The following is a 22,949-nucleotide window of genomic DNA, read 5'->3' on the forward strand; positions in this document are numbered from 1 at the left end:
TATTTTTTATCACTTTTAATTCTAACTCTTAAAAAGTTATTCTACAAAAAATGATAATTTCATAAAAAATACTTTTTATGATTTTATAATTTTGTAGAATAACACTTTTTTATTTACTTTACTACATTTCTGATGAATAAAACTATCAATTACAATTCATCAAAGAAAGATAATTGGGCTTTTTCAGGTAATCCTTTTAATGTCCCCATCTCTCTTAGATACTCTACTACTGTAGATGAAACACTTCCTCGTTTTGAAAAATCTTCAATTGAAAGAAAGGCTTTCTCTTCTCTCGCTTGAACTATTTTATTCGCTACGTTATCTCCAAGACCTGGAACTATTGAAAATGGTGGAATCAGAGTATTTCCTTCAATGATATAATCATGGCTTGCTGATTTTTCTAAATCAACTTTTGAGAATGTAAATCCTCTCTCCATCATCTCATTTGCAATTTCATAACTTACTAGAGCATCTTTATCTTTATTCGATAATTCATTCTTATCTGTAGTTTTTATTTCTTTAATTTTTGCTTTTAGTGTTTCTGCTCCCTTAACAACCGTTATAATATCAAAATCACTCGCTCTAACTGAGTAATATGCACAATAATAAGTAAGCGGTTGATGAACTTTAAACCATGCAATTCTTAAGGCCATTAATACGTATGCACAGGCGTGGGCTTTAGGGAACATATATTTGATTTTTTTACATGAATCAATATACCACTCTGGTACATTATTGTCTATCATCGCTTTTTCAAAATCTTCTGTAAGACCTTTACCTTTCCTAACACTTTCCATTATTTTGAAAGATAAACCTTCTTCTAGTCCTGCATGAATTAAATATACCATGATATCGTCACGACATCCGATTACATCTTTAAGTTCACATGTACCATTTTTGATTAATTCTTGCGCATTACCTAACCAAACATCGGTACCATGAGATAATCCAGAAATCTGAACTAACTCTGAATATGTAGTCGGCTTCGTATCATCTAACATTTGAATAACAAAGTTTGTTCCAAATTCAGGTATTCCAAAAGTTCCACTCGCTGAATCTACTTGATCTCGAGTTACACCTAGTGCCTCAACTGTTGAAAAAATTCCCATTACTTCAGGATCAGATACATCTATTGTTTTAGGATCTATTCCTGATAAATCTTGAAGTTTTCTTATCATAGTCGGATCATCGTGCCCAAGTATATCGAATTTTAAGATATTATCATGAATAGAGTGGAAATCGAAGTGAGTAGTTCGCCATGGACTCGTTTCATCATCCGCCGGGAATTGATATGGCGTGAAATCAAAAATATCCATATCATTAGGGACCACTAGTATACCTCCTGGGTGTTGACCAGTAGTTCTCTTAGAGCCTTCACATCCTGCTGCTATTCTCTCTATATCAATACTTCTTTTTTCTACTTCATTTTTCTCATAATAATCTCGAGTAAATGAATAAGCGGTCTTTTCTGCAACTGTCGAAATCGTTCCCGCACGATATACATAATCTTCTCCAAAAATTTCTTTCGTAAAGTTATGTGCAGTAGCTTGATATTCTCCAGAGAAGTTTAAATCTATATCGGGTACTTTATCCCCATTAAATCCTAGGAAAGTCTCAAACGGAATATCCTGACCGTCTTTAATCATCTTCACATCACAATGAGGACAATTCTTATTCGGAAGGTCGAATCCTGAAGCATATTCTGCATTTAGGAAAAATTCACTATGTTTACACTTCGGACATACGTAATGCGGAGCTAGTGGATTAACCTCTGTAATCTCCATCATCGTAGCTACTAATGATGAACCAACAGATCCCCTTGATCCTACAAGATAACCATCATCTAATGATTTCTTAACTAGCTTATGTGAAATTAAATATACCACACTGAATCCATTACCGATGATAGATGAAAGTTCTTTTTCTAATCTTTTCTCTACTATTTCTGGTAACTGTTCCCCATATATTTTATGAGCCATATCATAACTTAGATTACGAACTTCATCTGCTGCTCCTTCAATATTTGGTGTATACAGCTTGTCTTTTAACGGAATTACTAATTCAATCATATCGTTAATTTTATGAGTATTTTCTATAACTATTTCTTCTCTTAATTGTTCATCAAGATAAGAGAATTCTTTTAACATCTCATCTGTCGTTAGAAATGTTGCCATAGGTTTTAAGTCATGTGCTCCAGGATTACTTTTCACCGTTAGTCTTAATATTTGTCGATAAACATGTTGATATTCATCCAAATAATAACAGTCTCCTGTTGCTACAACTATTTTTTCTTTTTTCTCAGCTAATTTTATTAATTTTTTCAGAATTTCTTCTAATTCAGCATTATCTGATATTCTCTCATTTCTTATAAAATTAGCATAATGATGTTTAGGTTGTATCTCTATATAATCATAAAAATCAATTATATTTTCCACCTTAGCTTCTTTTGAGTTTAATAATTCTTCAAATACTTCATTATCACCATTACCACTACCGATTAATAAATCTTCACGATATTGTTCTAATAAACTACGTGGAATTGTAGGCTTAGCTGAATTTAAATATTTAGTACAACTATAAGACACCAATCTAAATAAATCTTTCAATCCTTTTGCGTTCTTAACTAAAATTGAACATGGAAAAGTTCTAGAGCGTTTATGTGCAAGTTCTAAATCGATTTTTTCATCAATTTCATTATGATACTCAATGCCAAGTTCATACAATTGATCTAACATTTTCACAAAAATCTCTGCAGTAGCTTTAGTATCATAAATCGCTCTGTGGTGTTGCACTAAACGTACTTTGTATAGTTTAGCTAAATTACTAAGACCATGCCTTTTGGCCTCTTTATTTTCAGCACGAGAGACAAATAACGTATCTATACTAGCATTATTTTTATTCTCTAAACCTAGGCGCTCAAAACATGTATCTAAGAACCCAAGGTCAAATTTAGCGTTATGCGCTACTAATATATCATCTTTGTCTAACCAATTATAAAAGTTAGTCATAACTTCTTTTTCTAATGGGGCATCTCTAACATCATCATTAGTAATACTAGTTAACCTTGTGATTAATTCTGAAATAGGTCTTTGAGGATTAATGTAACTTTCAAAGCTATCTATTTCAGTTCCATTTTTCACCTTAACCGCAGCAATCTCGATTAGTCTATCACGCTCGGCAGAAAGACCTGTAGTCTCAACGTCAAACACAACATAAGTTGCATCTTTTAATTTAAGATTCTTTGGGTTAGTTGTAGCAGTAATACTATCATCCATAATAAAGGCATTAAGACCATAAATAGGTTTAATATCTTTTCCTTTTGAACTTAGACAAATTTCTGGATATGCTTGAACTCCATAAGTATCAGTGAAAGCAATAGCTTCATGTCCCCAATCCATAGCCCTAGCTATATATTCTTTCGCAGAAGAAATACCTTCTAGCTGACTCATTTTTGTATGAGTATTTAACTCTATTCTCTTTTTACCGCTATAATTATCTTTCTTTTCATCTTTGTGAGCAACTTCAATGGACTTTGGTTCTATAATTGTATCTCTTAAATATGGATCATTACTAACACTTCCATGAATCTTAAGCCATTGCCCTTTTTTTATTCCTTTTACTAAATCGATAAGTTCATTTCTTCTTTTATTTTGAAACTTAGAATTAGGATTATTACCAAATAGTCTTAATATAATAGAATCACTATAGTCAGTAAGTTTTAAGCGGTACTGACTTGAACCATTTCTATGAATAATTTCTTCAGTTCCAAAAACTTGAGCCATTATTGTTACATCGCCAGCATAACCAATAACATCCTTAATCTCCACAATATCTTCATCTCGGATTTCTTGACCATAACGAGTTCCTCCACCTCCACCGAAGGCAGCATATTTTTTCTCAGGTTCTTTTGGTTTTCTCTCCGCATTTTTCTTATCAATTTCTTCTAGTTTTACGATTTCCTGGGAAATTTTCTCTTCCTGACTTTCTAACACCGCTTCTACATCAGTTTTAGAAAAATTAGGAATGATATCTTTAATTGAAATACCAATGTTAGAATAACTACTTATTATCTGTTGTTTTCTCTCATTAATAAAATTATTCCAAATAGATGGAGCCATTATCTTCATAGTTAAAACATTGTTGTTTACATCTATTTCACTAAATAAAATACTCTCTAATAGAACTTGAGATATTTCTGAAAAATTCTCTAGTATTATATATTTCCAAAATTCTTTTATTTGCTCATCAGTTGCAATATTACTTGTTTTTAATCGATAATTAACTATGTAATCACCCATAAAACTTTCTCGTAATTTTTGTATAAGTAATGTTAATTCATCCACTAATGGCAAAGTTTCACCACTGAAATTAAATGTCCATGTCTTATTTTTATTATCTTTTTCTATATTATCTAAAGAAAAATTAATAAGTTTTGAGCCGGCTAATCTTTCTTCTAATTCTAATGTTTTAACCAATAAAGAAAAATGTTTATTACTCATGCTTCCTCCTATAGTTTTACTAAATCGACAAGTTTTTATAATAATTATCGACTAAACGAAAAAAATCCATTCATTTTATTACTAATTTAACAAAATGAACTAACTTTCCAATAATACATTATTATAAATTATCAACACAATATAATTTTACACTTATTTAAATTATACTAAAAATACCAACTAAAAACAAATGGTTATTTTCTATTAACTATTTATTTTTAATTGGTATTTATTATTTTAACTTTTTCTTATTATTTGTAGAATGCTTCTACTTTAGCTAATACATCAGCAACTTCTGTATCAACTTTTTCTAAAGTTTTTCTTTCTTTAACTTCTACGATTCCTTCACCAGCTTTTTTACCTACAACTACTTGTAATGGAACACCGATTAAGTCCGCATCGTTAAATTTAACTCCAGCACGTTCTGCTCTGTCGTCATAAAGAACTTCATAACCAGCTGCAGTTAATTGAGCATATAATTCTTCACTAAGTTTTACTTGTTCTTCTTTCTTAACATCTACACACACTAAGTGAACTTGATATGGAGCTACTTCTTTAGGCCAGATAATTCCTTTGTCATCACTGTGTTGTTCAATGATTGCTGAAATAACACGAGTTACCCCAATTCCATAACAACCCATATAGAAGTGATTTGCACGACCATTAGCATCTAAGTAAGTAATATCCATAGATTCTGAATATCCTTTACCAAGTTCGAACACTTGTCCTACCTCGATACCTTTAGCAAATTTAATTGGTCCTGATAAGTCTTCAGCTAAGTCTCCTTCTTCAATCATACGAAGATCATAGTGAGCATCAATCTCATAATCTCCTGGATTTACGTTAATATAGTGGAATCCTTTTTTGTTAGCTCCACAGCTGTGGTTGTACATGTATTTAATAGCATTATCACCGATTACTTTACAGTTTTTAATACCAAATGGTCCCATGTAACCTACTACACTTCCCATAACTTCTTCAATTTCTTGCTCAGTTGCCATTTCTACTTCAGAAGTCCCTGTAGCTTTCATGAATTTAATATCATTAAGTTGATCGTTACCACGCATAAGAACTAAATAGAATTCTCCATCAGCTTTTAAAGCTAATGCTTTCATAGCACGGTTTACTTCAACACCACAGTATGCAGCAATATCATCGATAGTTTGTTGATTTGGAGTTTCTAATAAACTACGCTCTTTTTTCTCAAAACCTGTAGGCACAGTGTAGTTTTGTTCAACTACGGCTGCAGTTTCAATATTTGCTGCATAATCACTCTCTTCAGTATACACAATAGTATCTTCTCCAACTTCTGCTAAAGCTTGAAACTCATGAGTATAGCTTCCTCCGATATTTCCAGAGTCAGCTTTTACCGCACGATATTTAAGTTCAAATCTATCAAAAATATTACTATATGCTTGATAATAATCTTTATAAGTTTCTCTTAAAGATTCTGGAGTATCGTGGAAAGAATAACCATCTTTCATGATAAACTCTTTACAACGTAATAAACCTAAACGTGGACGAATTTCATCACGGAATTTAGTTTGAATTTGGTATAAGTTTACTGGAAGTTGTTTATATGAAGTTACCATATTACTAACTGTTTGACATATAATTTCTTCAGCCGTTGGACTTAATGCATACCCAGCATTTTTTCTATCTGTAACACGAATTAACTCGTCTCCCATTTTGTTCCAACGACCAGATTTTTTCCAATATTCATCTGATTGTAAAATTGGCATTAATAATTCTACAGCACCAATTTTTTCATGTTCTTCTCTTATAACTTTTTCAATTTTTTGAATTACTTTAGTAGCTAAGGGAAGATGAGTGTAAACTCCTGCAGATACCTGCTTCACCATCCCCGCTTTAATAAGCAACTTGTGACTGGTTGCTTCTGCAGAGGATGGTACTTCTCTAGTTGTTGGAATAAATGTTCTTGATTGTCTCATAACAATACCACCTCTCATTTTTAAAATTACTTATATTATACCACAAAACTTATAATTTTTTTCAAATAATTTCACTTTTTTATAAATATATTACTGTATTACTCACCTGCAATTTATTGTTATTAAATTTTAAATATTACATTTAAAACTATAATCAATGTTACCCTCACTTTCTATTGTAATTTTTTATTAAACACATTCTCCTAAATTTAATACTGTTATATATCTTTTTTTATCATACTAATAGCGATTTTCATTATTACTAATTTATCAACACTTCTTAATCTTTATCTTGTGTTATTTATTTTTTAATATTTTTCAAAAATATCATATTTTTAGTTGTTACTAATTTAATTTTTTTCGATAATATAGTATAATTAATAAGATAATTATTTATGGAGGGATATATGTTTAATTATCCTAATAAAAAAGGTAATTTTATTCAAAAAACTAAATATTCTAATCGAGGTATGGAACTTGAAGAGGATATAAATTTTGCGAATAAATATTACTTAAATAATGACATAGCCGTAATTCATAAAAAGCCAATTCCTATTCAAATTGTTGAAGTTAATTATCCTAGTAGATCTAGCGCTATGATTACCAAAGCATTCTATAAAACACCTTCTACTACGGATTACAACGGTCTTTGGAATGGAAAATATATTGATTTCGAGGCAAAAGAAACTAATTCAGCCACTTCGTTTTCTCTAAATAATATCCATGATCATCAAATCGAACATATGCAAAAAATTTTAAATCACGGTGGAATAACTTTTATTATAGTTCGTTTTAAAAAAATAGACAGAACTTTTATTTTACCATTTAAAAATTTTATTTTCTTTCATGAGCGAGCTAATAACGGAGGAAGAAAATCTATTAAACTTAGCGAATTTGAAAAATCGGCATTTGAATTATCATTCAACTATAAAATAAGATTAGATTATTTAAATATTATAAAAAATAATGAAAGTGAGTTTTAATAACAGATGAAAACTTTGTTTAAATATATAAGTTCAATCTTTTTTTCTATCTGCCTAGTATTATTCTTTGTTGTTATGATACTATTTGCACGTGAATTAAGAGATGTTCCTGATATTACTCAGGCAAACTTACAAGATCCTTTATCATCGGAAATTTATGATAAAAATCTTAATTTAATCGCTACTGTTGGAGCTGAAAAAAGAGAATATGTATCATTAGAAGATATCCCTAAAAATATAACTGATGCGGTTCTTTCAACAGAGGATACAAGATTCTATTCTCACCTTGGGATTGATCCTATTCGTCTTATCAAAGCAGTTCTTGTTAACATACGTTCTAATTCTGCTCAACAAGGTGCCAGTACAATAACTCAACAAGTAGTAAAAAATTCATTACTTACATCAGATAAATCGTTACAACGTAAAATTCAAGAAGCATACTTATCTTTAAAATTAGAAAATAAATACTCTAAAAAAGATATATTGGAAATGTATATGAATAAAATATATTACTCTGATGGACAATACGGTGTAAAAACAGCTGCCAAGTATTTCTATAATAAAGAATTAGATCAGCTAACTTTACCTCAAGTTGCTCTTTTAACTGGTATGCCTCAACAACCAATATTATATAATCCTTACGATTATCCTGAGCAAGCTAAAGAACGACGTGATACTGTATTATATGCACTTTTAAGTAATGGAAAAATCTCAGAAGATGAATACAATAGTGCAGTTAATACACCAATTACTGAAGGTATTGTAAGCAAAACAAAAGAAGAAAGAGCTAATCAACACACTTATAATCCTAAGTTTGCTGCTTACATAGATCAAATTACAAAAGAATTAAAAGAAAATAAAAACTTTGAAAATGTTAAAGATCCATTATCTATGGGATTAAAAATTTATACTAACTTAAATCCTGAATTACAAATGTATGTTCAAGATATGTTAGATAATCAATCTTACCCAATGACACCACACGCTTCTCAAGCAGCTATATCTGTTCTTGATACTAAGTCAGGACTTATTGAAGCTATAGGTGGAGGAAAAAATTATAAAGCTGGTGGTTACAACTTCGCAGTAGACGCACGTGTACAACCCGGTTCTTCAATTAAACCTCTAATCGACTATGCTCCTGGTATAGAGTATTATGGTTGGGATCCACAAACAACATTTTCTGATACACCTTATAAAATTGCTGGAACTAATTTTTATATTCAAAACTGGGATAGAATTTATCATGGAACAGTACCTATGACTCGTGCAGTAGCTTGGTCTTACAATATTCCAGCAGTACGCGCTTTTGAATCTGTAGGATATGAAAGAGCTAAACTTTTTGCTGAAAGATTAGGAATACCTGTAACTAAAGATGAACCTACTACAGCAATCGGTGGTAATGTTGATGGAGTTTCAACTTTACAGATGGCTGGAGCCTTTGCTTCATTCGGTAATAAAGGTTACTATAATAAACCTTCTACTATTGTAAAAGTATTTAATGCTAATGGTAAAGAATTAGTAAATATTAAGTCTGAGCCTGTAAAAGCAATGTCTGAAGAAACAGCTTATCTAATGACAACCGTCTTAAAAGGAGTTTTAACTGAAGATGGACTATCTCCTAATGGTAAAATTCCAAACTTTGACATGGCTGGTAAATCTGGATCTAGTACCTTTGATGACACCGCATATTACAACTATGGAATTGATGTAGTTAATTCTACAAAAGATAGTTGGATGATTGGTTATACGACCGACTATACAGTTGCAGTTTGGCAAGGAGCTGATGTAGTCGATTCAGCTGCTAAAGCTTTATCTTATGATCAAGCAAAAACAACACAAGTTATAATGGCAGATGTTCTGAAGAAAGTTTCAGATAATAAAGTTCCTGCAGCATTTGAAAAACCAGCAGGGATTGAGTCGAAAAACGGCGTTGAATACGCTAAAGAAAGAAATAAAGAAACAGACTATATGTATGCTGGTAGTGATCGTGATGCTGTTTATCAAGCAGCACTTGCACAAAAACAACGTGAAAATCGTTCTGCATTAACATCAGTATTTAATTCACTAACAAACTCAGTTACTAGAGCGACTACAAATCAAGGTACATCAAATTCTAGCGCTACATCACAAGCAAATTCAAGAGCGTCTGCTAACACAACTAGAGCTGCCCAAAATAATCGTAGACGATAAAATAAAAGAATCGTAAGAAATAAAAATTTCTTGCGATTCTTTTATTATTAATTCATAATTTTCTTATATACACTCTCACAGATGAAAAAATCTAACTCGTCATCAATATCATAACTATATATTTTTTCCATCTTAAATACTTTTGTTCTTTTTGAATAAAATGTTTTATCCCTCAAATAATTGTCTTTTGTAGACATCCATATTGAACCATTTGGATAAATTTTGATTGGTTCATCCTGTCTTCTATAATCACCACCATGCCTTGAAGGTATCAAATATCCATCATTTTCATCCATAAATAAACTTTTATTTAATCTATAATTACTAAATGACACTAAATGGTCACAGTTTTCAAACAAATCAAAAGCATCTAGTATATGCTCTTTCTTTCTTATAGGTGATGTGACTTGCAAATTTATAAATATAAAATTTTCTTGTATATCCTTAAATAAATAATTTAATGTATCGAATGTCGTTGAAGAATCTAGTGAAACATTTTCATCACGAATCTTATAAATACATTTCTCACCATATTCTTCTCTACAAATATCTAAATATTCTTCTGAATCAGAAGATATCCAAACTTCATCAAATTTGCCACTTTCCAATGCCACATCTATAGTATGAAAACATAATGGCCTTCCACAAAATAGCTTTATATTTTTGTCTACTAGACCTTTTGAACTTTTTCTTATTAATATAATTCCAATTTTTTTCAAGTTTATCCTACTTTCTTACGATGTATTATCATTAATTATTATAACATCATAATGCATTTTAGACTATACGATTATATGACAAATAAAAAGGTCATATGGCTAACTATAACCGCACAACCTTATTAATCTCTATATTAGAAATTGAATCCTTCGTAGAATATTCTATTTTTTCCTATCCCTTTTTCTTTTAATAGTTTTTCATATGAAATATTCATCGTCATTGGACCTGCAATAATATAATTATACTCATCTCCAATTGGCAGACATTTACTTAATTGATCAGATGTAAATCTTCCATTCTGACAATATGATTTAAAATTACTTCTCTCATTCCATAATTCGAATTTTTCTTGATATAATAATTTCTTATCTTTTTTTACTGTGTATAAAAATGTAATATTTTTATTATTAAACTTATCTGCTAATCCAAGTAAAGGAACAACTCCAATTCCTCCTCCAATAAGAACAAACTTTTCATTCTTACTAGATTTTTCTATCATTGCACTTAGAACTCCATATCCTCTAGTTAGATTAACTTTTTCTCCAACTTCTAAATTAGATAGATTTTTAGTAAAATCTCCTACTCCTTCTATAGACATTTGAACATAACCGTCTCGCTCTGGGATATTCAATATAGAAAATGGATGAGGCTCTTTCATTCCTTTTACATTAGGAAAAGATATAAATGCAAAATCTCCTGCTTCTATTTTTCTTAATACTGATTTACTAGTAGTTATTGTTAATTCAGTAATATTATTATCAACTTTTCTCACATTTTTTAAAATACCAACTTGAATATTTAAGTATTTGTTGTACGCATAGTACCCATATGCTCCAAACACTATAACAGTGTATAAAATAACTAATACTGTAAATGGAACTATACTTCTAATATAAGGAATCAGAAGTACATGTAAAAATGCAAGTACCGCAGCTACTAAATTAAACCTATGTATCCACATAGATAATTCATGTTTAAATATTTTTTCTAATACTTTCTTTATTTTCATCAAAATACTAATCCTTGAAGTTAACCAACCTGCCATAAAAACAAGAGAATACGCAACTATTGCGATAAATATGTTCATTGACCATTCACCAGTGAATTTTATAAGTCCTGACGATTTTAAAAGTTGATCGTGTAAATACATAAAGATTACAGCAAAAATAGCTGTTACTCCATGAATTATATACATGTCAGGTAAACCTATTATTCTATCTAACCATTTAGGTTGAGTTGACAGAAATATTGCTGAAAGCATCCATGAATATGCAAATACTCCTAAATTAATCGCTAATACTCTGCTTCCATACACTTCAGGTAAACCATTTCCTACTGTTATTATCAATGGTAATGGTATCGTTAATAATACTATTAACCAAATCATATTAAATATGAATTTATGTTCTCTCAACATCTATTATTTTTCCTTCCTCTAAAACTCTTTTAATTCCTTCTTTTGTTAATAAAATTCCAGATAACTTATTTTTTTCTACAATTTCACGCCAAGTATTTTCATCAGTAGCAACACCTACTGTTGCCAATACATCGACATCCGATAAATATTTTCCAACTACTGTAACTTGAATATGTTCAAGCTTATTTTCAATTTTAATATGCTGACCTTTTTTACTAATCCCCGAGGTTGCCACAGCTCCATTTTTTATGCTGTATCTGGCTATTATTTTTTCTCTATCCTCAGGATTTTCTATTCCTATCTGCCAAGAAAAATCACTATCAGAACTAGTACCTACTTGCATATCCCCAACTCCATTAATTGCACCAGCTTCTATAATATTATTATCAATTAGTGGCTTTATATATTTTGTAAAAGTATTTTCTATAGCCCAACCTTTAACAAATCCTGTCGGATTATATTTTCCTTCAAAAAACGGATCAAATAATCCTCTAGTTTCTTTCTTTGCAAAAATTGAACGGCTATAAACTTCTTGATATTCTAAATCAAAAAAATTTTCTTGTAAAACTTCACCTATATCTGTATGTTTACTAACTAGGCTATTCGAAAGAAACGGTGAAAATTTTTCTTCTACATTTTTTAAATATTTATCAATCTCATCAATAATTTGATCCAACGCTACAACTAAAGTTTCATCAAATTTATTATTTACTAAAGAAATAGTAAAAGGCATATTCATTCTTTTCAAAACATAAGTTTTATACTTAATCATCTTATTTTGCCTTATTTAAAGCATCTTGTAGTGAACCTTTGAAACCTTCAAAAGTCTCAGAAGCACCAGATACCAATGCAATATCACTACTTTGTGCTTCTATAGCTTCTTCTACATACTTAGGTAAAGCTGTTTTGTTAATACTTTGTGAAAATTCCTCGTCAAGTTGAAGTAGTACGTTTACGTTAGAAATCTTTCCACCCTGAACAACAACACTTACTTGAAAATCACCTTTGTTAGTTTTTGTTACTGCACCTGTGTAGGTACCATCTTTATACATTACCCCCTCTTTTGTTGAAGAAGTTGTATTATTGGTTGTATTTTTTGATTCTTTATTTTCCGCTTGGTTAGTCTTCTGTGTTTTTTGATTTGAAGTAGTAGTTTGTATACTCGGTTTTACAAAAGTATAATAACCTGCTGTCAGTGCAGATGCTCCTACAACTCCTATTAAAGTCGCTTTCTTTACTTTACTCATATTTTCTCTCCTTTAATTTATACTTTTAAGGATAATATACCATATTATTAATATATGACCTACTAGATTGCATTCATAAATATTATATTATTTCTAACTAAATTATAGCTAATGTGAAAATTACAGAAACATATCAAAATTATTTCATTTTAGTTAACATAATTTAAAAATAAAAAATCTTTAGAGATATTTTTTACCTCTAAAGATTTCTTTTTTATTTCTTCGGTCTTGTTTCTGGGAAAGTAAAAACAAAAATAATATAGATTACACTTCCTAATAAATAGAACAGGATTGAAGTAGAGTATCCCATGTGATTTAGTACTAAACTCCATGTGAAGTTAAATAATGTATAAATTGCATATCCAAATGCCCAGAAAATTCCAAACATTATTGTTAACCTTTGTGAGTTCATATTCGGCAACTCATAAGGTAAGTTTAGATATACAGGATATTGTGAATACATGAAAAATCCAGATAAACTAAACATAGTATAAGCTAAAACGACATTAGTTGATACTAAAAATAGCCCTAATCCCATAAATCCAATCATTAATACACCATGAGCAATTAAAAATGGTTTTCTTCTGAAATTTAATTTTCTAGTAACAAATAAACTAAAAATAGTACCTATAATTCCACCTACTGTTACAGTTAGGATCATAAACTCTGGTTTAAATTGAGCATTTTTTGCATGTTCAGCTACTACCCTAGGTAATGATACTAATGGCATTACATATAAGAATAAAAATCCACCAAACCCAAGTGAAAATACATAAATGAACTTATCTTTAAATCCATCAGCATAAGTATATTTTTTCACTTCTTCATGCGCAACTTCTTTTGATTCAATTAATAGTTTATATACAAAATAGTTTGGATGTTTCCATGTAATTGTTGGTTCAAAATCACGAGAGAATATTAACCAACAGACAAATAAGATTATACTAAAAATACTAAATCCTATCATTGTATAACGCCAATCGTCTACAAAATGTTCCTTGAAAAGCAGGAATAATATAGCAACCAAAGCAGCTCCCACATTGTATGCTGCGGTAATGATTGCACTTGTCATTATTTTCTTATCATTTGGTATAAATTTCGCCACAAATGAATTTATGAAAACTATAATCATTGATCCACCGAATGCCATTATCATTCTAGATATTGTATATAACCAATAGTTATGAGTAAATATAGCAAAAAATGAAAAACATAAACAGAATAATGCTAACAGTGCAGCTTTCTTTGGATGTAATCTAATCAAAATAAATGCTGCTAATAAATTAGCTATAATTCTAGCAATCGTAATTGTATAGTTGACAACCTCAGATATTATAGGTGATACTTTCTCACCATTAAAATAATGATCTGTAATTTGTTTAGATAAATTTGATCCTGCTACCCAGTTTGTAGCAAATACTACATACGCAGTAATTAGCAGTGCAAACATAATTATTCCTTGCCTTCGAGTAGGCGAATTTGATGATAGTTCCATTAATATACCTCTTTCTTTCTCTTCTAAAATTAGTACACCTACACAGTGTTATAATACTGTTTTTCCGAATACTATATTAGTTTAATATAAACATTTAGAAAATGCAAGAAAAATATACTATTTGCATTTCGTTTTCATGAAAATATTTTTAAAATTAAAAAAGACTAATATCAATGTATTAATCTTTTTTTCTAAATAATTTTTTTAATGATAATACCGGCTTGTTCCTTACTATCTTATCATTACCAATAAATTCTCTCATTTCTTTTAGACACTTACCTGCATTTTTTACTACAAAGTTAAAACTACCTGCACTTTTTGTATCTATAAAAAATCCTCTAATATATTTATCACGGAAGAACATTTGAGCACGAACTCGCTCTATTTCTCCCCACGGTATTTGAATATAATCTTCTGGATTTCTTTGATTATAAAATTCAAAAGCTTTATCCCCTACTAATACATCACCGTGTTTATTACCTATTGAACCAGTTAAGCTATTTGCCTTAGTCGTATAAATAACCTTTTTATTCATTGAAACTACCATTTCAACACCTCCAATTCATGTAAATTTTCTTTAAAATAAATACACTATTTTATTTATATCAAGATAATTATACTATATTATAATAAAGAAAAAAAGGGCTGAAACTTAATTGTTTCACCCCTTTTAAATACATTACATTAATTTTGCTAAGTGAGCTAAAATACCTAATGCGAATAATCCAAAGATAATTACTACTGGGCTTACTTTACGTTTTAATAACCACATACATGCGAATGTTAATAATAACGCTGCAAAACCAGGGATAAGCTGATTCAAGTTATCTTGTAATGTTGTAACTTTTTCTGGAGTCAGTGAGTACTCACCACTTGTTGCTTTAGTTACAATATCTTGTAATACTCCACCTGTTACGTGTTCTTTTTCCCCTGGGAAGTGAATATAAGCTTTATCGGCTAATTGAACTTTAGAAACTACTAATGGGAATTTAATATTAGTCCAACGTTGTACTAATACCCCCATTACGAACATACCTAGAATTGAAGCTCCTTTAGTAATAGTTTGTAAAATACCACCTGAAAGGTCGCTTGTAATCTCTGAACCTTTTTTGTACCCAAGTTCTTGAGTATACCATAAGAATCCTATACGGATTGCGTTCCATGCGATAAAGAAGAATAATGGAGCGATAATTGATCCACCTGTTGCAAGTGATGCTGCAATAGCTCCAAGGATAGGACGTACAGTGAACCAGAATACTGGATCCCCAATACCTGCTAATGGTCCCATCATACCAACTTTAACCCCTTGGATTGCTGCATCATCGATATCAGCTCCATTTGCTTTATCTTCTTCAAGAGCAAGTGTTACCCCTAAGATAGGTGCCGCAATATATGGGTGAGTGTTAAAGAACTCTAAGTGACGTTTTAATGCTGCAGAAGCATCTTCTTTATTTGGATATAATTTTCTTAGTGCTGGGATTAATGAGAATGCCCAACCACCATTTTGCATACGCTCATAGTTCCATGAACCTTGAAGGAACTGAGAACGTAGCATTACACTACGACGATCTTTTTTACTTAACGTAATTCTTTTCTCTGTCATTTTTAGTTCCTCCTTATTAATAGTCGTTTAAGATATCACCTAGTGGATCACCTGATGAAGAGTTTCCTCCTCCACCTCCACCTTTGTTTTTAGAAAGGTTTAGGTAAACTATAGCGATACATAATCCAATGATACCAATTGCGATAAGTGTTAATTGACTGATAGGTGCTAATGCAAATCCTAAGAAGAAGAATGGCCATACTTCTTTAGTTGCCATTAGGTTAATAACCATTGCAAACCCAACTGCTACTACCATTCCTCCACCAATTGTCATACCTTCTGTAAACCATTTTGGTAATGACTCAAGTGCTTTTTGAACAGATGAAGATGGGATGAACATAAGTAATCCTGCTGGGATAGCTACACGTAATCCTTGACATGCAAGTGCTACATAGTGCCAAAACTCTACTCCACGGAAGTTTCCATTTTCTGCTGCGTGGTCTGCTCTGTGCACGATAACAACTGATAATGTACGAACAAACATAGTTAAAACTAATCCTACTGTACCTAGTGTAACAGCTGTTGCAATCGCAATGTTACGACCGTTGTCAGAGAAGTCACCTGCTTTAATGAAAATAATAGCTGATGCTACTGATGCTAATGCTGCGTCAGGAGCAACTGCAGCCCCAATATTAGCCCATCCAAGTGCTAATAATTGTAGGGCACCACCTAAAATAATACCTTCTGATAAATGTCCTGTTGCTAAACCGATTAATGAACAAGCAATAATTGGTTGGTGGAATTGGAATTGGTCCAAAATACTTTCCATACCTGCTAAAAATGCAACAACAAGGACTAAAATAATTGCTAGAATACTAAATTCCATAGTGTCCTCCTAATATAAATACTATTTAATTATAATTTTAAACCTTCACTAGCTTTTGCTTCAATAAGTTTAAATAAGTCTGAACGTGAATCATTAGATACTTTACGAACATCAAATTTAACACCTAATTCATTAAGCTTTTTGAAAGTATCAACATCGTTTTGATCTACTGATAATACATTGTTAATTTGAACTTTACCTGCAGAGTGTGCCATAGAACCTACGTTAAGTTCCGGAATTTCTACACCTTTTTCAATAACTGAAAGTACCTCTTGAGGTGTTTCAAATAATAATAATGCTTTTGTATCACCAAAACGTGGATCATTATACACTTGAACAAGTTTATCAAGTGGAATTACATGAGCACGAACTCCTGGAGGAGCAGCTTGCTCAATAAGTTTTTTACGTAGTTCATCTTTTGCTACATTATCTGAAACTACGATAATTCTGTTTGGTTGAGTTGCTTTTGTCCAGTTAGTCGCAACTTGACCATGTAATAGTCGTGAGTCTAAACGTGCTAAAACAAATTTAATTTTTCCATCTCCAATTACAGTACCTTCAGGGATTTCACCTTGAGGAGCCGCATTTGCAGCTGTTTCAGCTACTTCTGCTTTAGGTTGTAGTTCTTCAGGGCGAACTTTAACCCCATCAATAGCTGTTGGTGTGATTGCTTTTGCAATCTCGTGAGCTGTTGTCATAGTGAATCTACTAGCATATGCTTCAATAAGCATAGGTAAGTTTAATCCTGCTACGATTGCTCTTTTCTCTGGCGCTTCTTCAAATAACTTGTTAGCTTGGTTAAATGGACTTCCACCCCAAAGATCGACAAGGAAAAGAATTTCTTCAGAATCTACTTTAGCAATAGCTTCTTGAAGTTTTCTTTGCAAGTCTTCTGGTCCTTCACTAGGCATAAATACAACTGATTCTACTTTTTCTTGTTCACCAAAAATCATAGAACCTGATTGTTTAATTCCTGCAGCGAATTCACCGTGACTCGCGATGATAATTCCTACCATCTTAGTACCTCCTTTTATATAATACTTATTTTATTATGACGTGTATACCTTTGCATACAAATAGATTATATCATTTATTAATTTTTTTGTAAATGTTTTAGTTTCTCACTTTACAAATATTGAAATCGATTTCTATTTTATAAAGCAAGATATCAAACATATTTTTTTTTATTATTCAAGTATAAAAACTATTAATATAGCTTTCGTAAGTTAAATTAAGTTATATTTTAATCACTCCATATGTAAATTTTTATTTAAAAAATAATGATATGAAAATATTATTTTCAATCTTTCATAATATTCTTTCTATTTTTCTATAATATAAAAATAAGATAGTATTTATTTATACTATCTTATTCATTAACTATTTATCAATTATACTTGTATTATTTAATATTTCTTTCCGGGAATAACATTTTCAGTACATTTAATGATAATCTTCTTGACTTACCTGAATGTGGATAAATATGCATCATCATCATAGGATTAAAATTAGCCTCAATAACACCATAATTTTCTCCATTTATTTCTTCTGTTATATCTGGAATAATCAAGTCAACTCCACATACTTTAGCCATCATAGCATCAGTAATTTCTATAGCTAATTTTTTGTAACTTTCATGAACAGCATCTGTCATATCTACAGAATCTCCACCTGTGCTTATATTAGAGTTTTCTCTAAGATATGCAACCTTGTTTTCTGATAATATGGAATCAAAATTTAATCCTTGTTCAGCTAGTTGTAGTTTTTCAATTTCTCCTAATTCAATTTTTTTCAGTGGAGTTTTTTTCGCATCTCCTCTTAATGGATTAGAATTTTTTATCTCAACTAATTCTCTAATTGTATGTTTTCCATCACCAACTACATTGGCAGGAACTCTTAATAATACAGCTTCTGTTTTTCCTTCAATTACGAAAAATCTATACTCAGTTCCTTCTATAAATTCTTCAATTAATATATCTTTATCTTCTTTTAATGCAAATTCAACAGCTTTTGAATAGTTTTCTATCGAACTTGTTCCATTTTTAAATATCGTTATACCTAAGCCAAAATTTGTGCTTTTTGGTTTTATAACTATCGGTTTATTTTTTATATAATTAAACTTCTGAATTGCTTCATCTAAACTAGATACCTCATATCCTTTAGGTACTCTAAACCCTTTTTCAGCAAGAACTTTCTTTGTTACTACTTTATTTTCCATAATTAATGGAGAGATATAACTATCTTTACTCGTCATATTTCCATTTTTTACATATTCAATATGACCTTTATTTTCTAAACGAATAAATTGATCATTTTCATCAATTACATCTACTTTAATTCCATTTTTTATAGCATCTTCTATTACCGCCTGTGTAGAGAGTTCCATGTTAGCAAAAGCACTTAATGAATAATATTCTCTTAATGCCTCTTCTTTATATTTTTTAGCAAGTTCGATACCAACTCTAGACATATTGTTATCTTTTTCATACTCAGCTAATAACTTAGCTCCCAGAGTAATTTTTGGAGTTTGTAGTTCTTCTATTTTTTCATCGATTAATTTAATATCATTGTCAAATAAACCTAATTCCTTAACTAGTTCTTTCATTTGATTTAATAACCATATTCCTTCTTCCTCATAAGGAACATTTTCATATGGATGAGTTAATGCGACATTTTCACTATACTCATAACCTAATGATTCTGAAGTTTCTTTATTCACTTCATCTAACCAAACTAATGTTTTTAGAAATAAATGAACAAATCTTATATCTTTTTCTAAAATACCAAAAGGAGCAAATGGATTTAAATCGAAAAGACGGAATTCCATATATTTAATACCTTCTTTAGGAAACTTAACGATAGTATCAGCTCCTCTAAAGCGAACGCTAGAGTAAAATTCCTTTTCAGCTATTAGATTACCATTTTTCACATAACCTGTAATATCTTCAATATATTTTTCTAATGAACAATACGATACTTTAATATCATCATCATTAACATAACCATAGCGACTAGTACGTAAACTTCTCACATAATGATCCGGTTTTATTCCATTAGTAAAATACTTATCTTCAGCTAATGGAGAAGCTCCATATAAGTATATTAATATCCATTGATATCTAATAAATTGTCTTGCTAATTTCAAATAAATTTCATTTTTTACACTAACTAAATCTTTCTTAGTGATTTCTGAAATTTTCTCCATAAACTTATCATCAAGCTGGAAATTATAGTGAATTCCTGAAACCATTTGTTTGTATTTTCCATATTTTTTTACTAAATACTCCCTATACTCTACATCGAATTTATTCTCAAATTGAGCAACTCTTATATCCTTTTCATCCGGTAGAATTGCTGGAATACTTAATGGCCATATGAATTCATCAGCAGGCATATTTTTAAGTGTAACCTCATGAACTGCATTTAATACTCTAAGTACAGATTTTTCACTGTTTTCTGGGGTTGTAATAAGTTCAACTTGTGATTCAGCAAAATCTGTCTGTATATATGGATTTTCATGACGTACTCCAAATACTTTTGGATGATCTGTTTTTGAAATCGTACCATCGTTTAAGATACGTTGTCCCTCTTTTTCTAAACCGATTTTTACATTAGTAAATATCTCTTCTAAATTATTATTTTTAATTAAATCTCTAATTATCATATTTTATCACTCTCTACATACAATCTAGTTACATTCTATCTTATCATAAATATACAATTTATAATAGAAATTAAACTCAAAATAAAGTATATTATTACAAACACTTACAATATACTTCCTCTTATGTTATAATCAAATTACACTGAAGAAAGGGGTATGAAATTCGATAAATAATCGTATTTCTTATAATTACATGATTAAATTAATTGCTAGCGATATGGATGGAACTTTATTAAATAGTGACCACAAAATCCCAAATGAAAATGTAGAACTTATAAAATTTGCACAAAAAAATGGAATTCAATTTGTAGTAGCTACCGGAAGAGCCTATTATGAAGCATTACCTGCATTAAATGATGAAAATATAAAGTGTGATGTTATAAGCTTCAATGGGGGAATAATATACGATAAGAATGGGAATATAATTAATATTACTCCAATGAAATTAAAAGATTTATACTATACAATTGAAATATTAAAAAGTTTAGAAATAAGCTATCAACTTTATACAAAAAATACCATTTATACAAATAGTATAGAGACGGATATAACTGGTTATATCGATCTAATACGAGCAAATGGTGAAGAACCAAATGAACAACACTTAAGACAAGAAGCTAAAAATAGACTTGCATTAGGTCATATTACCGAAGTTGATAATATAGAATTATACTTAAATCAAGAAGACAATCCTGCTATTAAAGTAATTGGAATATCAAATGACTTAGAAAAATTAAAACATGCAACTGAACTACTTTCAGGAAATGAGAATATAAGCGTTACTTCATCAGGAGCTAATAACGTAGAAATTATGGATAAAAAAGCTACAAAAGGTGAGGCATTAAAAATAGTCGCTGATATACATGATATCAACTTAAAAAATGCTATTGCTATAGGTGATAACCTTAATGATCAAGCAATGCTAGATATAGTTGAATATAGTATTGCAATGAAAAATGGAAATAAAGAACTACAAAATAATGCTAAATTCATCACTGAAAAAACAAACTCTGAAGGTGGTGTAGCCGATTCAGTTATGAAACTACTAAAAGAAAAAAATGAATTCTATGAAGATATTAATCAAACTCTAGTAGAAGCCGCTATAGAAGCAACAAAGTTTGCGTACGTTCCATATTCAAACTTTAAAGTTGGTGCAGCAATACTCGCAGATAATGGAAAAATATACACTGGATGTAATATAGAAAATGCAAGCTATTCTCCTACTAACTGTGCAGAAAGGACTGCAATATTCAAAGCTATTAGTGAAGGAGTAACAAAATTCAAAAAAATTGCAGTTGTAGGTGGTCCAAACGGTAACCTAGAAAACTACTGTCCACCTTGTGGAGTATGTCGACAAGTTATATCTGAATTTGCAGATGAAGAATTTGAGTTAATTCTAGGAACATCAAAAAACACATATGCAGTATACAACTTTTTTGAAGAAGTATTGCCACTTAGCTTCACAGCAAAAGAATTGAAAAAATAATAAAATTAAGAGCAGTTCTAATATACAGAATTGCTCTTAATTATTATATATAATGTTAATAAAAAAAGTCGTAACATATGTTACGACTTGGTTAAGATGACCCGTACGGGATTCGAACCCGTGTTACCGCCGTGAAAGGGCGGTGTCTTAACCACTTGACCAACGGGCCAAAAATATAAAAGGCTAATTAACTTAGCCTTTTATTCAATTAATGAGCCATGAAGGACTCGAACCTTCGACCCTTTGATTAAAAGTCAAATGCTCTACCAACTGAGCTAATGGCTCATGGCTGGGATACCTGGATTCGAACCAGGGGAATGACGGAGTCAAAGTCCGTTGCCTTACCGCTTGGCTATATCCCAATATTAGAATGGTGGGAAGAAGTGGATTCGAACCACTGAACCCTAAGGAGCGGATTTACAGTCCGCCGCGTTTAGCCTCTTCGCTATCTTCCCGACTTATTTAAAATGGTGGAGGTTAACGGGATCGAACCGCTGACCCCTTGCTTGTAAGGCAAGTGCTCTCCCAGCTGAGCTAAACCTCCGTTCAAATGGTGACCCGTACGGGATTCGAACCCGTGTTACCGCCGTGAAAGGGCGGTGTCTTAACCACTTGACCAACGGGCCAAAAAAATGGCTCCACAGGCAGGACTCGAACCTGCGACCCTCTGATTAACAGTCAGATGCTACTACCAACTGAGCTACTGTGGAATAATAAGTCTAAAGCATAAGCTAAAGACCTCAAAAGCCTGGCAACGTTCTAGTCTCACAGGGCGTAAGCCCAACTACATTCGACGCTAAAGAGCTTAACTTCTGTGTTCGGTATGGGTACAGGTGTGTCCTCTTCGCTATCGCCACCAGACGAAAA

Annotated in this window: 15 protein-coding genes, 7 tRNA genes and 1 rRNA gene; 3 read left to right on the plus strand and 20 right to left on the minus strand. The window is 31.0% G+C overall.

Annotated features, from left to right (window positions below):
• Positions 1-149 precede the first annotated feature (149 nt).
• On the minus strand, positions 150-4,499 hold the full coding sequence (locus ACWOA3_RS08075; RefSeq protein ID WP_456885228.1) for a PolC-type DNA polymerase III: 4,350 nt from the start codon (positions 4,497-4,499) through the stop codon (positions 150-152).
• A gap of 251 nt (positions 4,500-4,750) precedes the next feature.
• Entirely contained in the window at positions 4,751-6,451 is a 1,701-nt protein-coding gene (locus ACWOA3_RS08080; protein WP_456885230.1) for a proline--tRNA ligase, read from the minus strand.
• Between the two features lie 407 nt (positions 6,452-6,858).
• Between ACWOA3_RS08080 and recU the strand changes: the two genes are divergently transcribed.
• Together recU and ACWOA3_RS08090 are read left to right on the plus strand one after the other, a co-directional pair.
• Positions 6,859-7,434 carry a Holliday junction resolvase RecU gene (gene recU / locus ACWOA3_RS08085; RefSeq protein WP_003146799.1) on the plus strand — a complete coding sequence of 192 codons (576 nt, stop codon included), beginning with the start codon at positions 6,859-6,861 and terminating at the stop codon, positions 7,432-7,434.
• A 6-nt stretch (positions 7,435-7,440) separates the two neighbouring features.
• Positions 7,441-9,624, plus strand: a complete 2,184-nt coding sequence (locus tag ACWOA3_RS08090) for a transglycosylase domain-containing protein (protein WP_456885232.1) — start codon at positions 7,441-7,443, stop codon at positions 9,622-9,624.
• 47 nt (positions 9,625-9,671) lie between these two features.
• On the opposite strand, the gene ACWOA3_RS08095 is transcribed toward ACWOA3_RS08090, so the two are convergent.
• From ACWOA3_RS08095 to gshAB, 10 genes are all read right to left on the minus strand, one after another.
• Positions 9,672-10,343: an acylneuraminate cytidylyltransferase family protein gene (locus tag ACWOA3_RS08095; protein WP_456885234.1), complete on the minus strand. Its 672-nt coding sequence runs from the start codon at positions 10,341-10,343 to the stop codon at positions 9,672-9,674.
• A 134-nt stretch (positions 10,344-10,477) separates the two neighbouring features.
• Positions 10,478-11,731 carry an iron reductase gene (locus tag ACWOA3_RS08100; protein ID WP_456885236.1) on the minus strand — a complete coding sequence of 418 codons (1,254 nt, stop codon included), beginning with the start codon at positions 11,729-11,731 and terminating at the stop codon, positions 10,478-10,480.
• 13 nt (positions 11,732-11,744) lie between these two features.
• Entirely contained in the window at positions 11,745-12,533 is a 789-nt protein-coding gene (locus ACWOA3_RS08105) for an FAD:protein FMN transferase (RefSeq protein ID WP_456885237.1), read from the minus strand.
• Position 12,534: 1 nt separating this feature from the next.
• Positions 12,535-13,008 carry an FMN-binding protein gene (locus ACWOA3_RS08110; protein WP_456885239.1) on the minus strand — a complete coding sequence of 158 codons (474 nt, stop codon included), beginning with the start codon at positions 13,006-13,008 and terminating at the stop codon, positions 12,535-12,537.
• 214 nt (positions 13,009-13,222) lie between these two features.
• Complete coding sequence (locus tag ACWOA3_RS08115; protein ID WP_456885241.1) at positions 13,223-14,503, minus strand: MFS transporter; 1,281 nt, start codon at positions 14,501-14,503, stop codon at positions 13,223-13,225.
• 178 nt (positions 14,504-14,681) lie between these two features.
• Positions 14,682-15,050 carry a DUF956 family protein gene (locus tag ACWOA3_RS08120; protein ID WP_456885243.1) on the minus strand — a complete coding sequence of 123 codons (369 nt, stop codon included), beginning with the start codon at positions 15,048-15,050 and terminating at the stop codon, positions 14,682-14,684.
• 132 nt (positions 15,051-15,182) lie between these two features.
• A complete protein-coding gene (locus tag ACWOA3_RS08125) occupies positions 15,183-16,106 on the minus strand; it encodes a PTS system mannose/fructose/sorbose family transporter subunit IID (RefSeq protein WP_456885244.1) in 924 nt (307 codons plus the stop codon).
• Positions 16,107-16,122: 16 nt separating this feature from the next.
• Positions 16,123-16,932, minus strand: coding sequence for a PTS mannose/fructose/sorbose transporter subunit IIC (locus ACWOA3_RS08130; protein ID WP_371469205.1), 810 nt, complete (start codon positions 16,930-16,932; stop codon positions 16,123-16,125).
• A gap of 29 nt (positions 16,933-16,961) precedes the next feature.
• Complete coding sequence (locus ACWOA3_RS08135) at positions 16,962-17,948, minus strand: mannose/fructose/sorbose PTS transporter subunit IIA (RefSeq protein ID WP_456885246.1); 987 nt, start codon at positions 17,946-17,948, stop codon at positions 16,962-16,964.
• Between the two features lie 386 nt (positions 17,949-18,334).
• The gene (gene gshAB, locus ACWOA3_RS08140; protein WP_456885247.1) at positions 18,335-20,596 is read right to left on the minus strand and encodes a bifunctional glutamate--cysteine ligase GshA/glutathione synthetase GshB; all 2,262 of its coding nucleotides are present in this window, start codon (positions 20,594-20,596) and stop codon (positions 18,335-18,337) included.
• 193 nt (positions 20,597-20,789) lie between these two features.
• Between gshAB and ACWOA3_RS08145 the strand changes: the two genes are divergently transcribed.
• Positions 20,790-22,082, plus strand: a complete 1,293-nt coding sequence (locus ACWOA3_RS08145) for a cytidine deaminase (RefSeq protein ID WP_456885249.1) — start codon at positions 20,790-20,792, stop codon at positions 22,080-22,082.
• Positions 22,083-22,179: 97 nt separating this feature from the next.
• Here ACWOA3_RS08145 and ACWOA3_RS08150 read toward each other — a convergent pair.
• From ACWOA3_RS08150 to rrf, 8 genes are all read right to left on the minus strand, one after another.
• Positions 22,180-22,251: transfer RNA gene (locus ACWOA3_RS08150), tRNA-Glu, on the minus strand.
• A gap of 43 nt (positions 22,252-22,294) precedes the next feature.
• Positions 22,295-22,367, minus strand: a tRNA-Lys gene (locus tag ACWOA3_RS08155).
• Between the two features lies 1 nt (position 22,368).
• Positions 22,369-22,444, minus strand: a tRNA-Gln gene (locus ACWOA3_RS08160).
• Positions 22,445-22,453: 9 nt separating this feature from the next.
• Positions 22,454-22,537: transfer RNA gene (locus ACWOA3_RS08165), tRNA-Tyr, on the minus strand.
• A gap of 13 nt (positions 22,538-22,550) precedes the next feature.
• A tRNA-Val gene (locus tag ACWOA3_RS08170) sits at positions 22,551-22,626 on the minus strand.
• Positions 22,627-22,633: 7 nt separating this feature from the next.
• A tRNA-Glu gene (locus tag ACWOA3_RS08175) sits at positions 22,634-22,708 on the minus strand.
• A gap of 7 nt (positions 22,709-22,715) precedes the next feature.
• A tRNA-Asn gene (locus ACWOA3_RS08180) sits at positions 22,716-22,792 on the minus strand.
• Between the two features lie 36 nt (positions 22,793-22,828).
• Positions 22,829-22,943 (minus strand): 5S ribosomal RNA (gene rrf, locus ACWOA3_RS08185).
• Between the last annotated feature and the right edge of the window lie 6 nt (positions 22,944-22,949).

The sequence above is a fragment of the Gemella taiwanensis genome (genome assembly GCF_054054385.1).